Annotated in this window: 22 protein-coding genes and 1 tRNA gene; 11 read left to right on the top strand and 12 right to left on the bottom strand. The window is 60.6% G+C overall.

The window, feature by feature from the left end; translation table 11 throughout:
• Window positions 1-7: 7 nt before the first annotated feature.
• Entirely contained in the window at window positions 8-946 is a 939-nt protein-coding gene (locus tag AMC88_RS03205) for a dihydrodipicolinate synthase family protein (RefSeq protein ID WP_064824811.1), read from the top strand.
• Between the two features lie 75 nt (window positions 947-1,021).
• On the opposite strand, the gene AMC88_RS03200 is transcribed toward AMC88_RS03205, so the two are convergent.
• Window positions 1,022-1,420, bottom strand: a complete 399-nt coding sequence (locus AMC88_RS03200; RefSeq protein ID WP_064824810.1) for a RidA family protein — start codon at window positions 1,418-1,420, stop codon at window positions 1,022-1,024.
• A 163-nt stretch (window positions 1,421-1,583) separates the two neighbouring features.
• On the opposite strand from AMC88_RS03200, the gene AMC88_RS03195 reads away from it, so the two are divergent.
• Window positions 1,584-2,177: a TetR/AcrR family transcriptional regulator gene (locus AMC88_RS03195; protein ID WP_064824809.1), complete on the top strand. Its 594-nt coding sequence runs from the start codon at window positions 1,584-1,586 to the stop codon at window positions 2,175-2,177.
• A 57-nt stretch (window positions 2,178-2,234) separates the two neighbouring features.
• Here the strand turns inward: AMC88_RS03195 and AMC88_RS33960 are convergent, their stop codons facing one another.
• The 3 genes from AMC88_RS33960 to AMC88_RS03180 all read right to left on the bottom strand — a co-directional run bounded on the left by AMC88_RS33960 (window position 2,235) and on the right by AMC88_RS03180 (window position 4,180).
• Window positions 2,235-2,462 (bottom strand): hypothetical protein, encoded by a 228-nt coding sequence (locus AMC88_RS33960; protein WP_004674562.1) that lies wholly within the window; start codon window positions 2,460-2,462, stop codon window positions 2,235-2,237.
• 68 nt (window positions 2,463-2,530) lie between these two features.
• Window positions 2,531-3,562 (bottom strand): Atu2307/SP_0267 family LLM class monooxygenase, encoded by a 1,032-nt coding sequence (locus AMC88_RS03185; RefSeq protein ID WP_064824808.1) that lies wholly within the window; start codon window positions 3,560-3,562, stop codon window positions 2,531-2,533.
• Window positions 3,563-3,778: 216 nt separating this feature from the next.
• Window positions 3,779-4,180, bottom strand: coding sequence for a DoxX family protein (locus AMC88_RS03180; protein ID WP_064824807.1), 402 nt, complete (start codon window positions 4,178-4,180; stop codon window positions 3,779-3,781).
• A gap of 186 nt (window positions 4,181-4,366) precedes the next feature.
• On the opposite strand from AMC88_RS03180, the gene AMC88_RS03175 reads away from it, so the two are divergent.
• Window positions 4,367-5,275 (top strand): LysR family transcriptional regulator, encoded by a 909-nt coding sequence (locus AMC88_RS03175; protein WP_064824806.1) that lies wholly within the window; start codon window positions 4,367-4,369, stop codon window positions 5,273-5,275.
• Between the two features lie 36 nt (window positions 5,276-5,311).
• Here the strand turns inward: AMC88_RS03175 and AMC88_RS03170 are convergent, their stop codons facing one another.
• Complete coding sequence (locus AMC88_RS03170; protein WP_064824805.1) at window positions 5,312-6,049, bottom strand: response regulator transcription factor; 738 nt, start codon at window positions 6,047-6,049, stop codon at window positions 5,312-5,314.
• Between the two features lie 676 nt (window positions 6,050-6,725).
• Window positions 6,726-7,811 (bottom strand): hypothetical protein, encoded by a 1,086-nt coding sequence (locus AMC88_RS03165; RefSeq protein WP_064824804.1) that lies wholly within the window; start codon window positions 7,809-7,811, stop codon window positions 6,726-6,728.
• 543 nt (window positions 7,812-8,354) lie between these two features.
• Here AMC88_RS03165 and AMC88_RS03160 point away from each other — a divergent pair.
• The 8 genes from AMC88_RS03160 to AMC88_RS03125 all read left to right on the top strand — a co-directional run bounded on the left by AMC88_RS03160 (window position 8,355) and on the right by AMC88_RS03125 (window position 15,028).
• A complete protein-coding gene (locus tag AMC88_RS03160) occupies window positions 8,355-8,930 on the top strand; it encodes a hypothetical protein (RefSeq protein ID WP_064824803.1) in 576 nt (191 codons plus the stop codon).
• A gap of 104 nt (window positions 8,931-9,034) precedes the next feature.
• The gene (locus AMC88_RS03155) at window positions 9,035-10,750 is read left to right on the top strand and encodes a type I secretion system permease/ATPase (protein WP_064824802.1); all 1,716 of its coding nucleotides are present in this window, start codon (window positions 9,035-9,037) and stop codon (window positions 10,748-10,750) included.
• A 14-nt stretch (window positions 10,751-10,764) separates the two neighbouring features.
• Entirely contained in the window at window positions 10,765-12,210 is a 1,446-nt protein-coding gene (locus AMC88_RS03150) for an HlyD family type I secretion periplasmic adaptor subunit (RefSeq protein WP_012482622.1), read from the top strand.
• A gap of 7 nt (window positions 12,211-12,217) precedes the next feature.
• Window positions 12,218-12,496, top strand: coding sequence for a transposase (locus AMC88_RS03145; RefSeq protein ID WP_041683533.1), 279 nt, complete (start codon window positions 12,218-12,220; stop codon window positions 12,494-12,496).
• A gap of 130 nt (window positions 12,497-12,626) precedes the next feature.
• Complete coding sequence (locus tag AMC88_RS03140; protein ID WP_064824801.1) at window positions 12,627-13,145, top strand: hypothetical protein; 519 nt, start codon at window positions 12,627-12,629, stop codon at window positions 13,143-13,145.
• On the top strand, window positions 13,142-14,359 hold the full coding sequence (locus AMC88_RS03135) for an Nramp family divalent metal transporter (protein WP_064829856.1): 1,218 nt from the start codon (window positions 13,142-13,144) through the stop codon (window positions 14,357-14,359). The genes AMC88_RS03140 and AMC88_RS03135 overlap by 4 nt, the downstream gene beginning before the upstream one ends.
• 1 nt (window position 14,360) lies before the next feature.
• Window positions 14,361-14,726, top strand: a complete 366-nt coding sequence (locus tag AMC88_RS03130) for a hypothetical protein (protein WP_012482620.1) — start codon at window positions 14,361-14,363, stop codon at window positions 14,724-14,726.
• Window positions 14,723-15,028, top strand: a complete 306-nt coding sequence (locus AMC88_RS03125) for a PRC-barrel domain-containing protein (RefSeq protein ID WP_012482619.1) — start codon at window positions 14,723-14,725, stop codon at window positions 15,026-15,028. The genes AMC88_RS03130 and AMC88_RS03125 overlap by 4 nt, the downstream gene beginning before the upstream one ends.
• 95 nt (window positions 15,029-15,123) lie before the next feature.
• Here AMC88_RS03125 and AMC88_RS03120 read toward each other — a convergent pair.
• The 6 genes from AMC88_RS03120 to AMC88_RS03095 form a co-directional block, all read right to left on the bottom strand.
• A tRNA-Phe gene (locus AMC88_RS03120) sits at window positions 15,124-15,199 on the bottom strand.
• A gap of 236 nt (window positions 15,200-15,435) precedes the next feature.
• On the bottom strand, window positions 15,436-15,648 hold the full coding sequence (gene yacG / locus AMC88_RS03115) for a DNA gyrase inhibitor YacG (RefSeq protein ID WP_012482618.1): 213 nt from the start codon (window positions 15,646-15,648) through the stop codon (window positions 15,436-15,438).
• 32 nt (window positions 15,649-15,680) lie between these two features.
• Window positions 15,681-16,301 carry a Maf-like protein gene (locus AMC88_RS03110; RefSeq protein ID WP_012482617.1) on the bottom strand — a complete coding sequence of 207 codons (621 nt, stop codon included), beginning with the start codon at window positions 16,299-16,301 and terminating at the stop codon, window positions 15,681-15,683.
• A gap of 55 nt (window positions 16,302-16,356) precedes the next feature.
• Window positions 16,357-16,575, bottom strand: a complete 219-nt coding sequence (gene infA / locus AMC88_RS03105) for a translation initiation factor IF-1 (protein WP_003545338.1) — start codon at window positions 16,573-16,575, stop codon at window positions 16,357-16,359.
• A 122-nt stretch (window positions 16,576-16,697) separates the two neighbouring features.
• Window positions 16,698-17,174 (bottom strand): arsenate-mycothiol transferase ArsC, encoded by a 477-nt coding sequence (locus AMC88_RS03100; RefSeq protein ID WP_029531641.1) that lies wholly within the window; start codon window positions 17,172-17,174, stop codon window positions 16,698-16,700.
• A gap of 5 nt (window positions 17,175-17,179) precedes the next feature.
• On the bottom strand, window positions 17,180-17,653 hold the full coding sequence (locus AMC88_RS03095) for a UPF0262 family protein (protein ID WP_012482615.1): 474 nt from the start codon (window positions 17,651-17,653) through the stop codon (window positions 17,180-17,182).

The following is a 17,653-nucleotide window of genomic DNA, read 5'->3' as shown; positions in this document are numbered from 1 at the left end:
AGGTGAGATGACGATGACAAGCCGCCGCCATCCGATCGCCGGCAACTGGGCAAGCCTGCTCTTGCCGATCGCCGAGGACAACAGCATCGATTTTGAAAAGCTCGGCGAGGAAATCGACATTCTGATCGCCGCCCAGGTCGACGGCATCTATTCGAATGGCACGGCGGGTGAATTTCATAACCAGACCGAAACGGAATACGAGCGAATTCAGGAAATGTTGGCGTCGCGCTGCCGGGCGGCCGGAATGGCCTTCATCATCGGCGCCTGCCAGCCCGATCCGATCATCATGCTCGATCGCCTGCGCCGCGCCACTGCCCATAAGCCATTGGCAATCCAGGTGATCCTGCCCGACTGGTGGCCGCTCACCAATCTCGAAGCCATCGATTTCCTGCAACGGGCGTCGGAGGCCGCCGACGGCATCCCGCTGATCCTTTACAATCCCCCGCATGCCAAACGTGTTCTGAGGCCAGCCGAGCTCAGTGACGTGTGCGGCCCCTGCCCGTCGGTGGTCGGGATGAAGATCGCCGATGGCGACGACGCCTGGTATGCTCAGGCACGCGTCTATCTCGGCGAATTTGCTCTGTTCATTCCCGGCCACCATCTCGCCACCGGCATCAAACGGGGCGTTGCTGCCGGCGCGTTTTCCAATGTCGCCTGTCTCAGTCCCCGCGGCGCCCAAGCCTGGACAGCGCTGATGCACACCGACATCGACGCCGCGCTGGAGATCGAAAGCCGCATCTGCGCCTTCATGGACAGTGACATCGTCCCGTTTCGACGTGAGCACGGCTATTCAAATGCCGCGCTCGACAAATTGCTGGCGGCGATCGGCGACTGGGGTCCTGTGACCACCAGACTGCGTTGGCCTTACCGCTTTATCAGCGAGCAGGACGCGAATGGTCTACGCGATCGCGCTCGCCGGATGATCCCCGAACTTTTCGCTCGGTAGGTGGGATCTCACGCGTCCATCGTCACAGTCTACGACGCAGACCGAGCGGCCCGGCTGCCGCAGGATTATCGCGGATCATGCATTCGAAGGGATGCGGGCGATCACCTTGATCTCGAAATCGAAGCCTGCGAGCCAGTTGACGCCGACCGCAGTCCAGTTCGGATAAGGCGCCTTGCTGAAAATCTTCTGCTTGGCAGCCATGATGGTTTCGAACTGGTTTTCGGGGTCGGTGTGGAACGTCGTCAGATCAACCAGATCCTCAAAGGTGCAGCCTGCGGCCTCCAACGTCGCCTTGAGGTTTTCGAACGCCAGCCCGACCTGGCGTTCGAAGTCGGGCTCCGGTGTACCGTCGGAACGGCTGCCGACCTGGCCGGAGACGAAGAGAAGGTCACCGGATCGGATGGCAGCGGAATAGCCGTGTTCCTCGTAAAGAGCATGCCGGTTTGCGGGAAAGATTGCTTCGCGTTGGGTCATTGTCGAACTCGTTTCGGTTTGTTGACTGGACACCGCTGAGGCCGCGATACAACAGGAGCTTCCCATCTTGCCGCCTCATCTGATATACGGTTCGTATCTGAATAACCGTATACGCGGCGTATGTCAAATTGATATACGTCGTGTATGTGAAATTGGAGTTGAGATGGTCAACCGCCGTGTCGAGACAATGGAGGAAAATCGCCGGAAGCTGATCGCCGCCGCGCGAAAGGCCTTTGCCGAGAAAGGATATGCGGCCGCCTCGATGGACGATCTGACGGCCGACGTGGGCCTCACGCGGGGCGCCCTTTACCACAACTTCGGAGACAAACGCGGGCTGCTGGCCGCGGTTGTCGACCAGATCGACACCGAAATGGCCTTGCGCGCCCAGGAGATCGGCGCCCGTGCGGGTGATGGTTGGCAGGGCCTGCTTGCCGAAGGTGCAGCCTATATCGAGATGGCGCTCGACCCGGAGGTCCAGCGCATCGTGCTGCTCGACGGACCCGCAGTGTTGGGCGATCCGTCCCAATGGCCGAGCCAGAGCAACTGTCTTCAGGCGACCAGACAGGCAGTTGAGCGCCTGATCGCACAAGGAGTGCTCAAGCCGGTCGATGCGGAAGCAGCCGCCCGGCTGCTGAGCGGCGCTGCGCTCAATGCCGCGCTCTGGATCGCCGCCAGCGACGCACCGAGGGAAGTGCTGCCGAAAGCTGTCGAAGCCTTCGCCGCTCTGGCTTCAGGTCTTCTCAAGCCGTCGGCGTGAATTCGGTTCTTGATTGAATGGAATGGAGCGCGCGGCGCGGCCAAGCCTCGTCGCCCGTCACAGATAACTGCCGAAAACCAGAAGCAGCGCACCGACCGCGATGATCGCCAGCGCCGGCCAATTCCGCGATAAGCCGAGGAACCTCAGGCCCTGGCGCCGCGGTTCCAACGTCGCGCCGGTTTCCGGCATCAGGTGTGGATCACTCGGTCTTCGACGAAGCGTCGGCCGTAGAAGAAAAAGAAGGCCGCCGATTATCAGAGCGGCACCGATCAGAACTGCCCACATCGTCGCCTCCGCGAGGAATACGGATCTACTTAAACCAGACGGGATCGTGATTGTTCCGCGCCAGCCGCTTATAGAAAGGCGCGCCGCACCGACGGCGCGACTTCGGTGCCGAGCAGTTCGATCGAGCGGCGCATGGCTTCGGTTTCGAGCGCGGCGGTGCTCATTTGGAACGTCACCCGGGAAACGCCCCCCAATGCCGCGCTCGCTTCCAGTGTCTTGGCGACGACAGTCTGCGGGCTGCCGATCAGAAATGCGCCGCCAGGGCCGCACATCGCCTCGAACTGGGCGCGCGATGGCGGCAGCCAGCCCCGTTCCCGGCCGGCCTGAGACATCATCTGCTGCCAGCCCGGAAAGAAGGCGTCCTTCGCGGCTTCATTCGTATCGCCGACGAAGCCCATCGCGTGCATGCCGATCCTCTCTTCTGCCGGCGGATGGCCAGCTGCCGCCCAGGCGTGTCGATAGAGATCGACGAGAGGCCGGAAACGTTCGAAATGGCCGCCGATGATGGCGACCATCAGCGGCAGGCCGAGTGTGCCGGCGCGGGCGAAGGATTCGGGCGTTCCGCCGACGCCGAGCCAGACGGGCAGCCGGTCCTGATGCGGACGCGGATAAACGCCTTCGCCATTCAGCGGCGGGCGGAAGCGGCCCTGCCATTTGATATGCGGCGCCTCGTTGAGCTTGAGCAGGAGATCGAGCTTTTCGACGAACAATGCGTCATAGTCCCTGAGGTCGTAGCCAAAGAGCGGATAGGCATCGATGAAGGAGCCGCGGCCGACCACCAGTTCGGCCCGCCCGCGGGAGATGAGATCGAGGGTGGCAAACTCCTGGAACACGCGCACCGGATCGGCCGCACTGATGACGGCAACAGCGCTTGTCAGCCTGATCCTCCTGGTCCGCGCAGCCGCCGCCAGGATCACTGCAGGAGCCGAATCGAGCGCGTTCTCACGGTGATGCTCACCCATGCCGAAGACATCGAGGCCGACGGCATCGGCCAGTTCCACCTCGGCGAGCACCCTTTCCATGCGGTCGGCCGCCGACTGCGGCTGCCCCGTTTTCGGGTCGGTCGCAAGCATCGCAAAACTGTCGATACCGATTTCCATGGCTCAGTCCTTCCAGGTCAGGTTGTTCGGATATCCGTGTCCGGATTCAATAGGCACTGCCGGTGCGCTGCGGTTCGGGCCAGCCGAGTGACTGGCCGAATTGTGTCGTGTGGCATCCGGCGGCGGAAAGGGACACAAGCAGGACGATGGACAAGCGAAACATTGGAACCTCGAAAAGCGGTATCGATGGCGGCGCCGGAGCAGTTGGCGCCGGGATCAGCGGATCGCGTCAAGGATGGCTGCGAAGGCGCGGCGGTGCAGCCAGGCTATGCTGCCGGTGATCAGAAGCAGAATGATCGCCGGCACCGGACTGCCGCCGATGACGAAGAGATGGGTCAAAATCGCGAAGACCATTGTGACCGTAAGCAGCAACGCACCGAAGGCTGCCGTCGCCGGAATCAGCAGGGCGATCGCGCCGGTGATCTCCACAGCCCCTGTCAGGATGCGGAACCACTGGCCGGCGCCGATCTGGTCGAAGATTGCGACCATCATCGGGACACGCGCGAGCTTGGCGCTGCCGGCGGCGAGAAAGGCCGCCGCGGCGAGACCGCGCAGGCTCCAGGAGATGATCTTTGCGGTTTTGTTCCGATCTGCCAATGACGCCGATGTCGAATGCATTTGGCACCTTTCCTATGTTGCCCGCCCGCTCTGTGGTTTCGTGGAGCGAACTCAAGTGGCGCTTCGATGCCATGATCCAAGCTATCCGAAAAGCCGTTATTTTCTGATCCAATCTATCGGATGATCCGATATTTCACTATATTCCCGTGGCATAGGCGGACGTTTCGATATTAGTGGAGGTTTACCTTGTTGGACGGTCTATCGCTCGATCAGCTCAGGACATTCATCTGCGCTGCGGACGAAGGCAGCTTTTCCGCAGCCGCGCGCAGGCTCGGACGCGCCCAGTCGGCGGTCAGCGAGCTGGTTCGCAGCCTGGAGATTCAGCTCGGTGTCACCCTCTTTGACCGCAGCGGCCGCTATCCGCGGCTGACGGCAGCTGGCAGCAGGCTGCTTTCGACCGCCCGCGAGGTCGTCGCAAAGGTCGATTCCTTCAAATCGCAGGCGATAGGAATGGCCGCGGGCCTTGAGCCGGAGCTTTCGGTCGCCATCGACGTGTTTTTCCCCATTCATATCATTGCGGAGGCCGCCAAGGATTTCCGGCAGCAATTTCCCGAAGTGCCGTTGCGGCTGTTCGTGGAGGCGCTCGGCGGCACCGTTCAACCCATTCTCGATCAACGGGCCGGTTTCGGCATCGTCGGATCCTTGCCCGCCATGCCGGCCGGCATTCTCACCGAACCTCTTGCCGGCGTGACGTTCCTGGTCGTTGCTGCGGCGGATCATCCGCTGGCGGCGATCGGAGGAACGATCTCCAGAGCCGAACTGGCAAAACATGTGCAACTGGTGCTGACCGATCGAACCGAACTGTCGAGAGGGCGTGAGTTCGGCGTGATGTCGCCTCAGACATGGCGACTAGCGGACCTCTTCGCCAAGCACACGTTCCTGCTCAATGGACTGGGTTGGGGCGGCATGCCCGAGCACGCGGTCAGGGCGGATATTGCGGCCGGACGGCTGGTCGAACTGGCGGTCGAGGATATTTCGGCTGGCGGGCTGAGGCTGCCGATGTCGGCAGCCTACCGCTCGGACGCTCCGCCGGGACCCGCTGGCCGCTGGCTGATCGAACGCCTGAAGATTTGTTCAGGCGGCCAGGCAAACTAACGCATGTCAATGCAAGTGTTTTACGACGCAGTAAAATTAGGTCGGCGAAGCGTCGTGCCCGCCGGCGGCTCTTTGAATCAGGCGGGCAACCACTTCGGTCCGGTTCTGCGCCTGCAGCTTGCGCATGATATGCTGCAAATGCATCTTCACCGTATGCCCCGACAAATTCAGCTTTCCTGCAATCACCTTGTTTGAACAGCCGCTTTGCAACTCTGCGAGGATATCCGCTTCCCGGGGCGTGAAATCGGCAATCGCGAGATATTGCGTCCTGTCATCCAATCTTCGTTCGGCCTCGTTTCTGGCCGGACTAGGCTCGTTCGAGCGGTTGGTAACCGCTCCCAGCAGCTGCGGGAAAAATGTTCCTCCGGCCAGAACGAGACGAAGGCCGGCAAGGGCGATGTCAACGGCAAGCGAAGTCGAGAAAAAGCCGCGGATGCCCATCTTCAGCGCCTGGCGGGCGATGATGGCGTCGTCGGTCCCTGAGAGCAACGTGATAGGAGCATCGGGAAAACGTGCAGCAATCGCCGCCAGATCATCACGCAGGCTGGCGCTCTCGACCGCTCTGCCGGCCAGATCCAGTGCAATCAAACGCACCTCGGCGCCAAGTGCCCGATCGAGACTCTCGGTCGAGACCAGATCGATAAAGTTCCACCCGGCGAGTTCCCGCTCCAGAAGTTTCACCACGGTGGTGCGCGCTAAGGTAGAATTCCCAATGACAATCACGGTTAGTGTATTGCGCCCCACCCGGCGCCTGGGTCCAGAACTGGCGGACATTGCGGGCTCCCCGGAATATTTGCAACCCAACAGCTAGTGATATTAATCCCGTTCTCACTACATGTCATGATAAAAAGCGAGTGTATTAACGATACCAATAGTCCGTTCCCTCCCGATAATTCTTATAGTCTATAAGATTTTTTCGAGAGGTAATCGTGCCGGCAAGAGCACGTTTCATGCCGATATGCTGGCTGAACTTGCCGTCGCGGGCTTCCGGCCTTCGCGCAATTCACGTACGGCAAGCGGGGTCAAAAAGCGTTCAAGGTTCTGAAAAGGCAACAGATTTGCGACAGCTCCATTTGGCAGGGCGCTGGTGGATAGAACGCGCTGCCGACAGGCGCGGCTTTGTTTCCATATCGCAATTCAAATCAGCCACGGACCCGACAGCAAAACGACAAACGCGAAAGGCAACAAAAGCCCGAGATCGGTGCCATACCCGTTATGATTACCGAATGTGTCGCTCCTATCGGTGCATTTAATACCAGTTTGGGTCGTGTTCGCTCAGGCTCCCACGGCGCCGGCGCCGCCAGATGCCGCGCAGATCTCGCGGTCTCGCGGCCGAAATCGGCGACGGTGCAGGATGAGGCATAGCGGGATGTTCGCCATCTCGGTAAGCGCGGCGTCATGCCGGCACCGGAAAAACGACCGGCAGTGTAATTGGGAGCTTACCGATAGATCAGCTGTGCATGAAGCTCAGTATGTCGTCGACGAGAGCCGAATGGGCGTCCGTGAGGTTACCCTCTCCGCCGTGGCCCGCGATGCCGGCCAGCTGCAGCGCGTGTTGATCATAGAGGACATGGTCGATCTGCTGGGCGTCCGCCGTGCCGCCGGCGGGAACGGCGATGTTGATGGGATGGAAATAGCCGAAATTGAGGTCGACCATGTTGCCGGTCGCCGATCCGATCCCGCCACCGCCGCCGACATGGTTGCCGGTAAAAATCGTGTCGGACGACAGATTGAAGCCACCGCCGTTGCCGCCGACGCCGGCGATCTGCACAGTGCCCTGATCGAAAATCACATTGTTTGTCTGATGGGCTTCGGCCGAGCCGCCTGCAGCGCCGATGGCGATGTTGATCGGCGAGAAGATGGCGATACTGACATCGACCATGCTGCCGACGAAATATCCATCGCCACCGTGGCCGGCATAATTATCGCCGGTGAATGTGAGCGACGTTCCCGGGCTCAACAACGGGCCATGGCTCGCGACGTTGTGATCTCCGCCCGAGCCGCCTATGCCGCCGATCTGGGTTGCGCCCTGCAGGAACAGCGCGTTGTTCGATTGCTCGGAGTGCGCCACCGCGCCGGGACCGGCAGCCACGGCGGTATTGACGGGGGCAAACAGCGCGACCTCGGTGCTGACGAGCCCACCATAGAAGAGACCGGTGCCGCCGCTGCCGGCATGATTGGCGTCACCGCCGCCGATGGCAACATTGCCGCTTCCGCCATTCCCGCCTATTCCAGCCATTTCGGTGGGATGCTGGTTGATGAAGGCGTCGTTGCCCTGAACGGCCTCGGCAGCCGAATGAGGCCCCGCAATGGCGGCGTTGGACGGCATGAAGACGGCCAGTGCATTGCTGCTGATCACACCTTCGCTTATCCCGTCACCGCCGCTGCCGGCTGAATTGGAGCTCGGACCGGAAGCGACATCCAAGGGAAGCCAGGTCGGCACCAGTGCCAGATGCCCCGCAGCCACATTGAAGGCGGGGTTTTGATCGGCGCCCGCTCTGGGCAGGTCTTCCGATAAGGGACGAATTTCCGTCATGACCGTCTCCGTTCCACGACCAACCGCGTCCGCCGAGCGGCCTCAATTGTTCAGCCATTGTGCCTCTGAACGGAGGAAAAGCGGAGCCTGCAATTCGTCTACGCCTAGTCGGCTAGTCCTGTAGCCATTTGGCTGTCATCGCCGCTGCCAGCCGTCAATCCCCGCAGGAGAGCACCAGCCCGCCTTTGGGACCAGCAGCCCTGCATCCTGCGGCGGGACACGAAGTCTTTTCAACACCGGACGGGAACTCCTGCGCCAAGCGCAGCCTGCCCGGGCGCCGGAACAAAGCCGGCCGGCCTGGGCGGCCGTTGTCTGTGGCAGGCCACCCGGGGCCGGATCACTCAGGGCTTATCCGAAACATCGCACCATCGCACCAAGTATACGCCCATAAGAACATCGCCGAATATCTAGATAGTTTGCAGCTTAAATCGTGGCAAGATTCGACCGCGGTTGTATTGGCCGGGGCGGCGAACTGAATATCAACGCCGTAAGGGGACACCGTAAAAGGAACGCGGACGAAACCAAGTAGAAGGAGCGATATCAATGCCTATTCCACAAATATCCGACACGATTCATCTCAACAATCCGGATGCCGGCGACGCGAATGCCGGCAACGGCGGTGATGGCCACAACGGTGGAAACATCAACTACAATCCGGTTGCCTATGTAGACCCCGTGCAAACCGTCTCCGGGGCAACTACCGATCTGCACAATGGCGATCACGTCTGGCAGAAAGCGGACTGGGATGCCGGCAATGGCGGACCCGGTGGCTTTACCGAGGCCCAGAACGGCTTCCTGGCGAAGATCTCGAACAGCGGCGCCGGCGGGGCCGGTGGAGATACTCATTCCAACGGCAACCAAGGAAACGAGATCGGCGGCGACACCGCTTCCGTGGCTGCGGCGACGACCGCGACGCAACACACGCAGCTGATGGCCGATCAGCATGCCAACATCCTCGCAGGCGTCGGCGGCAACGGCGGCAACGGAAACATGGCCCGTGGCGGCGACATAGCGTCGGCTCTGGTTCACACCGATCCCGAAACGACGACGGTGCACAATTCTCTCGATCACTTCATAAACGCCTTTGGCGATATCGACCTCAGCCATCTCGGCTCATGAACGCAGGTCCCGAGGGCCGCCGGTTTCGGCCGGCGCCCCTCAGCCGCTACTGAACCAATCCGCAGCCTCCTTCGTGTCAGTATCAAATGCAGCGAGATCTGATAATGACAACGACTTTGATAAAACCAGCGCGCCCGCAGACACATCTGGTACTTGCGCTGCGCGCTTGTGCCGGAGCCTTCGGCCTGGTCTTCCTCTACAGCTGCGGCTACAATCTCTTTCTTCTGGCGCCGTCCATCTATCTCCTGCAGATCTATGACAGGGTCCTGTCGAGCCGCAGCGTCGATACGCTCGTGATGCTGACGCTGATCATCGCCATCGCCGTGCTGGTCGGGTCCATGCTGGATATCGTGCGCCGGGCAGCGCTTTCGCGCGTCGGCAGCTGGGTGGATCACAGGCTGCGGCCGATGGTGCTGACCGCATCGTTCGAATATGCCGCCCGCGTCGACGCGGGAACCGCCACCGAGTGCTACAGGGACCTGGCCGCGCTGCGCCAGTTTCTCGATTCACCGGCGAGCTCGCTGTTTTTCGACGTTCCCTGGGCGCCGGTATTCCTGCTCCTGCTCTTTCTTGTTCATCCGCTGCTTGGGACCATCGGTCTGTTGAGCGCAGTTGCACTTCTGCTGTTTGCGTCCCTGACGGAACTGGCGACGCGCGAGCCGCTTGCCCATGCCAATGCCGCCCTTTCGAGGAGCTATTTCCGATTTGCGACCGCCCTCAAGAACATCGAGGTGATCCGGGCAATGGGCATGCAGGATGGCGCGGCGATGATCGTCTATCGCGATGCCGAAATGGCAAGAAGGGCGCAGGACATCGCGATGCATCGCACGGAGATCATTCTTGGCTTCTCCAAATCGATCCGCACGCTCGCGCAGATCATGATGATGGGATCGGCGACCTGGCTGGTGCTCGCCAACAGCGGCAGCCCCGGAATCATCTTCGTTGCGAGCCTGCTGCTCGGGCGCGGGCTTGCCCCGATCGAGGGCGCAATCGGTGCATGGCGCTCCTTTACCTTTGCCAGGAATGCCTTCAATCGCTTGAACAGGATGCTGATAACAGTCGCATCGGAACAGGATGGCCGGATTGTGCCGTTTCCGGAGCCCAATGGGCTGGTTCTCGAAAATGTCAGCTATGTCATGCCATTCGCCGATCGGCCGATATTGACTGACATCACATTGCGCCTCGCGCCGGGTGATTGCATAGCGCTGATCGGTCCGTCGGGATCGGGAAAATCGACCCTCGGTCGTGTCATGGCAGGCGTGGTGCCGGCAACGAGCGGATGCGCCCTTCTCGGCGGGGTCGATATTTCGGCTCTGCGCCTGTGCGGCGGGACTCGCCACGTCGGATACCTGCCGCAGGACATCGAGCTCTTCGGCGGCGCCATCAAGGATGTGATCGGCCGGCTGGACGGGGAAGATCCCGGCAAGGCGATCGAAGCCGCAAAGCTGGTCGGATTGCACGACGCGATCATGCGGCTGCCCCAGGGCTACGAGACCGACATCGGTGAAAACGGCAGCCTGCTCCTCAGAGCTCAGCGCCAACAGCTGGGGCTGGCCCGGGCGGCCTATGGAAATCCGTCTCTGATCGTTCTCGACGATCCGAACTCGAGCCTCGATTATGACGGCGAACGGATGCTGTTTGCGGCCATCGAGCGCATGAAAGCCCGGCGGATGACCGTCGTTATCATAACCCACCGGATGGGAATCCTGCCCGTCACCAACAAGATCGCCATCATGCGTAACGGCACGGTGGTGGCCTTCGGCGACAGCGAACGGATTTATGAAACCTATCTTCAACCGCCGTCTCGAGCAGGAACATAGGGAGGGACGCCGCCATGACCCTTGTTTCACTGGACGCCACGCCGGCGAGACTTTCAAATTCGCCAAGGACGGACCAGCGCTTCGCTCGAAGATCGACAGCGACAGCCAGGCAAGAGGCGGCCTATGCGCCGGTGATCAAACAGAAACAGCGCGGCCCCGCCGCCCCTTCGCCCATGCCGGGGCTTAGGGGCGTTGTCTGGATGGGGAACCTGTTGATCCTGGTGTTCATCGTCGGCTTGGGAATCTGGTCGGTTCTGGCGCCGCTGAAAAGTGCGGCGGTTGCAACGGGCGTCATCGAACCGGAGTCCAGCCGCAAGACCATTCAGCATCTGGAAGGCGGCATCGTGCGACGGATCCTCGTCAAAAACGGCGATGCTGTCATATCAGGGCAGATCGTGATCGAACTCGACGACACAAAGTCCCGCTCGGAGCGCGACAGCATCCTCGGGCAGCTTTGGGACGCCGAAGGAAACCGCGCCCGCCTGCTCGCGGAGCAGGCGGGCGCAGACCAGGTCACCTATCCCGAGGATCTCAGGGCCGCGATGGACAGATATCCTTCCGCCAGCGCGATTCTGACCGGACAGCAGAAAATCTTCGAAGCCCGTCGCCAAGTCATGCAGGCGGAAATTCGGATCACCAATGAGAGAATTGCACAGGTGCGGCAGGAAATCGTCGGACTTGGCGCGCAGAAGACGGCGCTGGCCGACCGAGCCGCAATCTCGAGCCAGGAACTGGATCAGGTTACCGCCCTGAGCGCCAAGGGGCTGGAAAGAAAGAACAGACTTCTCAACCTGCAGCGGGAAAAAGCAGATCTTGATGGCCAGCAGGGCGAAGTCGCGGCGCAGATCTCTCGCGCTTACCAGGTGATCAGCGGGGCACAGGCCGATCTGGCAAAACTCGAGAGCGACCGGCTGAGCGAAATCGCCCAGGGCATGCGCGATACGGAAGGCCGGATCATGCAGCTGCGCGAGCGCCTGCGTGCCATCGACGACCAGCTTTCGAGAACCGATATCCGCGCTCCCGAGGATGGCACGATCATGAACCTGCGCGTCCATACATCGGGTGGGGTGATCGGCGCGGGCGAACCGCTTGTCGATCTTCTGCCACGCTCCGATCGGCTGATCGTGTCTGTCCACGTCAGACCGGAGGACATCAATCTCGTCCGTGCGGGGCTGGAGGCCCAGGTGCATCTCCTGCCCTACAATCAGCGCCGCGTTCCGCTGCTCAAAGGTCGGGTCGAATATGTATCGGCCGACCGTCTCATTGATACGCAGACCGGCCAACCCTATTTTGCCGCGACCATCCGCGTAACGGACGAGCGGCTGGCGAAAATGAGTGATGTCGAACTGGTCGCCGGCATGCCCGCCCAGACACTGATCGAAACGGGCGAAAGCAGCGTGGCCTTCTATGCCGTCAGGCCACTTCTCGACAGTTTCAACAGAGCATTTCGTGAGGACTGAAGCGGTGATGGGCAAGCGAAAATATGACGACGACCAGATTACGGGCATCCTGAAGGAACACCAGGCCGGCGTGACGGTGGCGGATGTTTGCCTCAAGCACGGTATCAGCGAGCCGACCTTCTATCGGTGGCAATCCCTGCAGTCCGGGAATGCCGGTGTGCATGCAAAGAGGGTGAGAGCCCTGGAGGAAGAGAACCAGAAGCTCAGGAAGCTTTTGGCCGAGTCCATGCTCTCGGCGGCAACGCTGAGCGAGATGCTGGCGAAGACAACGAAAGGGCGGCACTGACCTCGAACATGGGGGCACGCCCGCGGCCCATTTCCGAAGCGGCGTCAGGTGGATGGAACAAGTTGGTCGGTCACCGGTTGATGGGGTGAGCGAGTCGTCATAACAGCGCATTCTTCGTAGGGAGCGCATCTTGACCGAATGTTCATCGCCGCGCACCTCCTTTACGCCTCGTACGCAAGCGCGGCCAGTCGACAAGATTTGGGGGCAGGATTGCTTTCCGATTCATTCACGACAAACGGTCGAACGAAATCCGCCCTTCTCCAAACCGGCCTTGTGTGCGCTTCTTCTGCTGTCGCTCGTTTCCTGTTCGAACGAAGACGAGCAGTCCCGGAAGCGAATGCAGGAAATCCTCTCGTGGAGCGCCAGCGCCGAGATGATCCTCGATGCCCGCCTTGGCGCACGTGTTCCAGCAGGTTTCACCGATCTTGCCGTGGAGCGGTGCCAAAAGGAAATTTCGGATCTTTCATCGCAGCTGCCGCAAACACCGAGATATGATCAAGCGCGAGCGGCTGCCGCCAGATTCAATGGATTGATCGCCGCAGCACACGACGAGATCCATCACGGCCGCTTTGAACAGGGCCAACAGCATCTCGTCGAGCTCCGCCGCCACGAGGCGGAGCAGCGTGCGACCTCTGGTGCAGCCGGATGAAGAAGCTGCTTCAGATTTCGCTGGGGATCGTCACCAGCGTCGGGGGTTTTATCGAAACCGGTCAGATTGCAACCTCGAGCCAGGCCGGCGCAGCCTACGGATTCAGCCTGCTTTGGCCCATCGTCATCGGCACAATCTGTCTCATCTTCCTGATTGAAATGGCGGGGCGATTTGCGATCGCCAGCCATCACACGGTCGCGGATGGGTTGAGGGAACGCTTTGAAGCGAATTACTTCCTGGTCACTTTGTTGATCATTTCGATCGTCAATCTGCTCGTCCTTGCGTCAGAGATCGGCGGCATAACTCTGGCATTGCAATTCGTCAGCGGCGTCGGTTTTCAGTGGTGGGCCTTGCCGGTCGCCTTCATCGTGTGGCTCCTGCTCTGGAAGGGCACGTTCGGCATGATCGAAGATGGCGTCGCCATCATGGGCTTGGTGGCGCTGTGCTTCGTGGTGGGTGTGTTTGTCATGGGCCCGCCTTGGCTGGAGGTGGCAAAAGGCTTGGTGCCAACGCTGCCGCACAAAGAGCCGCTGCACTATGGTTTCATTGCCGTCAGCATTCTCGGAGCCGTCATCGCTCCGTTTCTGTTCTTGTTTTACTCGTCAGGCGCGATCGAGGAAAAATGGGATAAGAGCTTCTTCGGCGCCAATCGCGTAATCGCAATGTTGGGAATGAGCTTTGGCGCCGTCATTGCAGCGGCAATCCTGATCGTGGCGGCACTCGTCTTTCCGCCACGCGGCATCACAGAGATCCAGGGATATGACCAGATTGCGCCGATATTGACCCCGGCGTTCGGCGAATGGGGCTTTTACCTTTTCGCGGCTTCGCTCGGAATCACCTGCTTCGGTGCTGCGCTCGAAGCAAGCCTTGGCCAGGCCTATCTGGCTGCCCAGGGTTTCGGCTGGAATTGGTCGGAAGATGCCAAGCCCGGGACCAATCCGGCCTTTGCGCTTGTCTACACAGGCTTCATCGCCATCGCCGTCCTGCCGATCGCGATCGGCGTCGACCCCCTCCAGCTGACGATTTTTTCAATGGCGATCACGGCGCTGGCCTTGCCCTTCGGCGTCGTTCCATTTCTGTTTTTGATGAACGATCGCAACTTTGTTGGAGAGCATCGGAATGGATGGATCAGCAATACCGCCGTGCTGGCCATTATCGGCCTGTCGTTCATCGTCGCTCTCATAACCCTTCCGCTGCAAATCTTTGGAGGATGATATGCTTTTGATCCGCGACGTCCTCGACAAGCAAATGGTCGACCAGGAGCAAAATCGTATCGGCAAGGCAGACGGCGTCGTCCTGAGCCTTTCCGACGGCGACCCTCCCAGAGTCGCTTTCATCGAAATGGGAAGCCTGACTCTGTCGCGCCGTCTGGGCCGCTGGCCGCATCGCTTTGTGCTTTGGCTGTACCGAGCGGCCGGCACCGATGATAGGGCCGAAGTCTTCCGCGTGCCCTGGGCAAAAGTGAGAGACGTTGGGATCGACATCGAAGTGGCCGTGGATCGTCGCGAGACGCCATTGGAGCGGTGTCAGGATTGGCTGAGGCGCCACGTGATCAGCTGGATCCCGGGAGGGCAATCATGACCGAGATTCGGCTCGAACTCCTGCTGGGCAGACAGGTTTACGACCTTGACGGCGAGGCTGTGGGCCGTGTGGAAGAGATCAGGGCGGAAGCACGCGGCGCGGATCTTTACGTCGTGGAATATCACCTCGGCCCCTACAGCCTCTTTGAAAGGCTGTCCGCGCTTGCCATTGGTCGCGCGGTTTTGACCGCGATAGGGGCATCCGGCAGAAAAAAAGCGGTGCCATGGGACAAGCTTGATATCCGGGATCTGGAGCACGTGCGAGTGACTTGCCGAAAGGCCGCTTTGCATACGCTGGACTGAGGCTGTCCTGGCGCCGAGCCGATTGGCGCCCAGTCCAATCAATAGGCCGTGCTGCTATAAGACTGCATCAATGGGACTGGTTTACAGGAAATAAGTGGTGCCCAGGACCGGAATCGAACCAGTGACACGCGGATTTTCAATCCGCTGCTCTACCAACTGAGCTACCTGGGCTAACCTGCTTCTCAAGAGTTCTTCGCGAAAAGAACCGCGGGGCCTTGGTTCGCCCCGGAAGCGAGCGGGGTTATAGCATCTTGTTCGCTCATGGCAAGCGTCAAATGACTCTTTTTTGACGGTCTCGCCGAATTTGCCGATTCATGAGGAAAAATAAGAGCTTCGGCGATGGATTTCGCTAAAGCGCGTCGCATCAAATTTGATTCATGCGAGGCGCTTTAGCCGGGCGACATGCTTTAGTTTTCCTCGTCGGGATAATCGGCCTTCGTCTCGTCCTCGGCAACCGGAATGGCATAGGAGCCGGTCAGCCAGCGGGAGAGATCGACCTCGCGGCAGCGGTTGGAGCAGAAGGGATAATGTTCGCGATTCGACGGCTTGCCGCATTCGGGGCAAGGGCGCGTCTTGCGCAGCGGTTCGACCTTGGCGGCGGCTTTCCTGTCTTCAGGCATGATCGGTCCGTCCTATGGCGTCGGCCGCGGGCTCAGGCCTCGGGCCACCGGCTATGCACATCGAAGCCTTCGCCGGTCAGAAGCACAATGGTTTCATAAAGCGGCAGGCCGACGACATTGGTGTAGGAGCCGACCATCTTCTGCACGAAGGTGCCGGCCAGGCCCTGGATGCCGTAGGCGCCCGCCTTGCCGCGCCACTGGCCGGAGGCCAGATAGTTTTCAATCTCGAAGCCGGACAGCCGCTTGAAGCGCACCTTGGTCTCGACGATCTTCTGGCGGATCTTGCGATCCGGCGTCACCAGGCAAACGCCGGTATAGACGAGATGGTTGCGTCCGGACAAAAGATGCAGCGAACTCAGCGCTTCGTCGGCAAACTCGGCCTTGCCGAGAATGCGCCGGCCGACGGCGACCACCGTATCGGCGGAAAGGATATAACTGCCCTTCCAGGTGATATCGCCCTTGATCGCGGCAAGCGCGGCTTCCGCCTTTTCGGCCGAAAGCCTTCGGGCGAGCGAACGCGGATGCTCCGACTTCTTCGGCGTCTCGTCGATATCCATCGGCATCAGGCGCGAAGGCTCGATGCCTGCCTGGTTGAGCAGGTCGACGCGACGAGGCGAACCCGAAGCGAGAATGAGCTTGTATTTCAGCGCCATGGAACCTCGACCATCGGCAGACGGGAGAAGGACCCTTGCAGGACCTTGGGCAAGCTTACTTGAAACGGTAGGTGATGCGGCCCTTGGTCAGATCGTAGGGCGTCATTTCCACAAGCACCTTGTCGCCGGCGAGAACGCGGATGCGGTTCTTGCGCATGCGCCCGGCGGTATGGGCGATGATCTCGTGTTCGTTTTCGAGCTTCACGCGAAAGGTCGCGTTCGGCAGAAGTTCGGTGACGATTCCCGGGAATTCGAGGACTTCTTCTTTCGGCATATAGTGGTTTTCTTCCTGTGGGTTGAAGAGGCAGCGCAGCGCGCGCCTTAAAATTTGGGCGGAAACTACACAATCAAGGCGGGTTTGTGAACCTTGTTGATTGGGCTTTCCGTCATTTGTTTTCACGCCGATTGCGCGGCAATGCCATTTCTTTTCAGCAGCCGGCTTTCGATGAGGCCGGTGAGGTGATTGCGGACCTCGCGATAGCTCTCGAGAATCTGCTCGCGCGTGCCGGTGACAACCGTCGGGTCCATGGTCGGCCAGTAGACGACGTCGATTGCATTCGAGCGCGTCAGCTCGAGGGCGGCGTGATGGGCCTGCGGCGACAGCGTGATGATCAGATCGAAGTAATCATCCTCGAGCTCTTCCAGCGTCTGCGGCTGGCGGCGCCCGAGGGAAAGCCCGATCTCCTCGAGCACGACATCGACGAAGGGATCGCGTTCGCCGGCGCGAACGCCGGCCGACCTTATATAGGTATTGGACGGCAGAATGCTACGGGCGATGATCTCAGCCATCGGCGAGCGGATGGCGTTCAGCCCGCACATGAAGAGGATGGCGCCCGGCCTCTTTCCCTCCCCGACGTCGGCGGCGAGCTCCATCTCCGTCACCCGCGCCAGTAGAGCACGCAGACCAGCGTGAACAGCCGCCGGGCGGTGTCGAAATCGATCTCGATCTTGCCGGTCAGCCTGTCCTTCAGCGTCTGCGACCCCTCATTGTGGATGCCGCGCCGGCCCATATCGATCGCCTCGATGCGGCTTGGCGTCGCCGAACGGATCGCTTCGTAATAGCTCTCGCAGATCATGAAGTAATCCTTGACGATCCGCCGGAAGGGCGTGAGCGACAGAATATGGGTGGCAACATTGCCGCCGTCTTCGGTGGTGATGGCGAAGACCAGCTTCGAATCGGCCAGCGAGATGTTCAGCCGATAGGGCCCGCCGGCATGACCGATCGGCGCAAAGCTGTTCTCCTCGATCAGGTCGAAGATGGCGACGGCGCGCTCATGCTCGACATCGGGCGTCGAACGGCCGATCGTATCGTCCAGGACGACGTCGCAAAGCCGGAAATCGCCCGCCGCCAT

The sequence above is a fragment of the Rhizobium phaseoli genome (genome assembly GCF_001664385.1).
Lineage (GTDB): Bacteria > Pseudomonadota > Alphaproteobacteria > Rhizobiales > Rhizobiaceae > Rhizobium > Rhizobium phaseoli.
The sequence above is the reverse complement of the archived record's forward strand: the minus strand, read 5'-3'. Positions and strand labels throughout refer to the sequence as shown.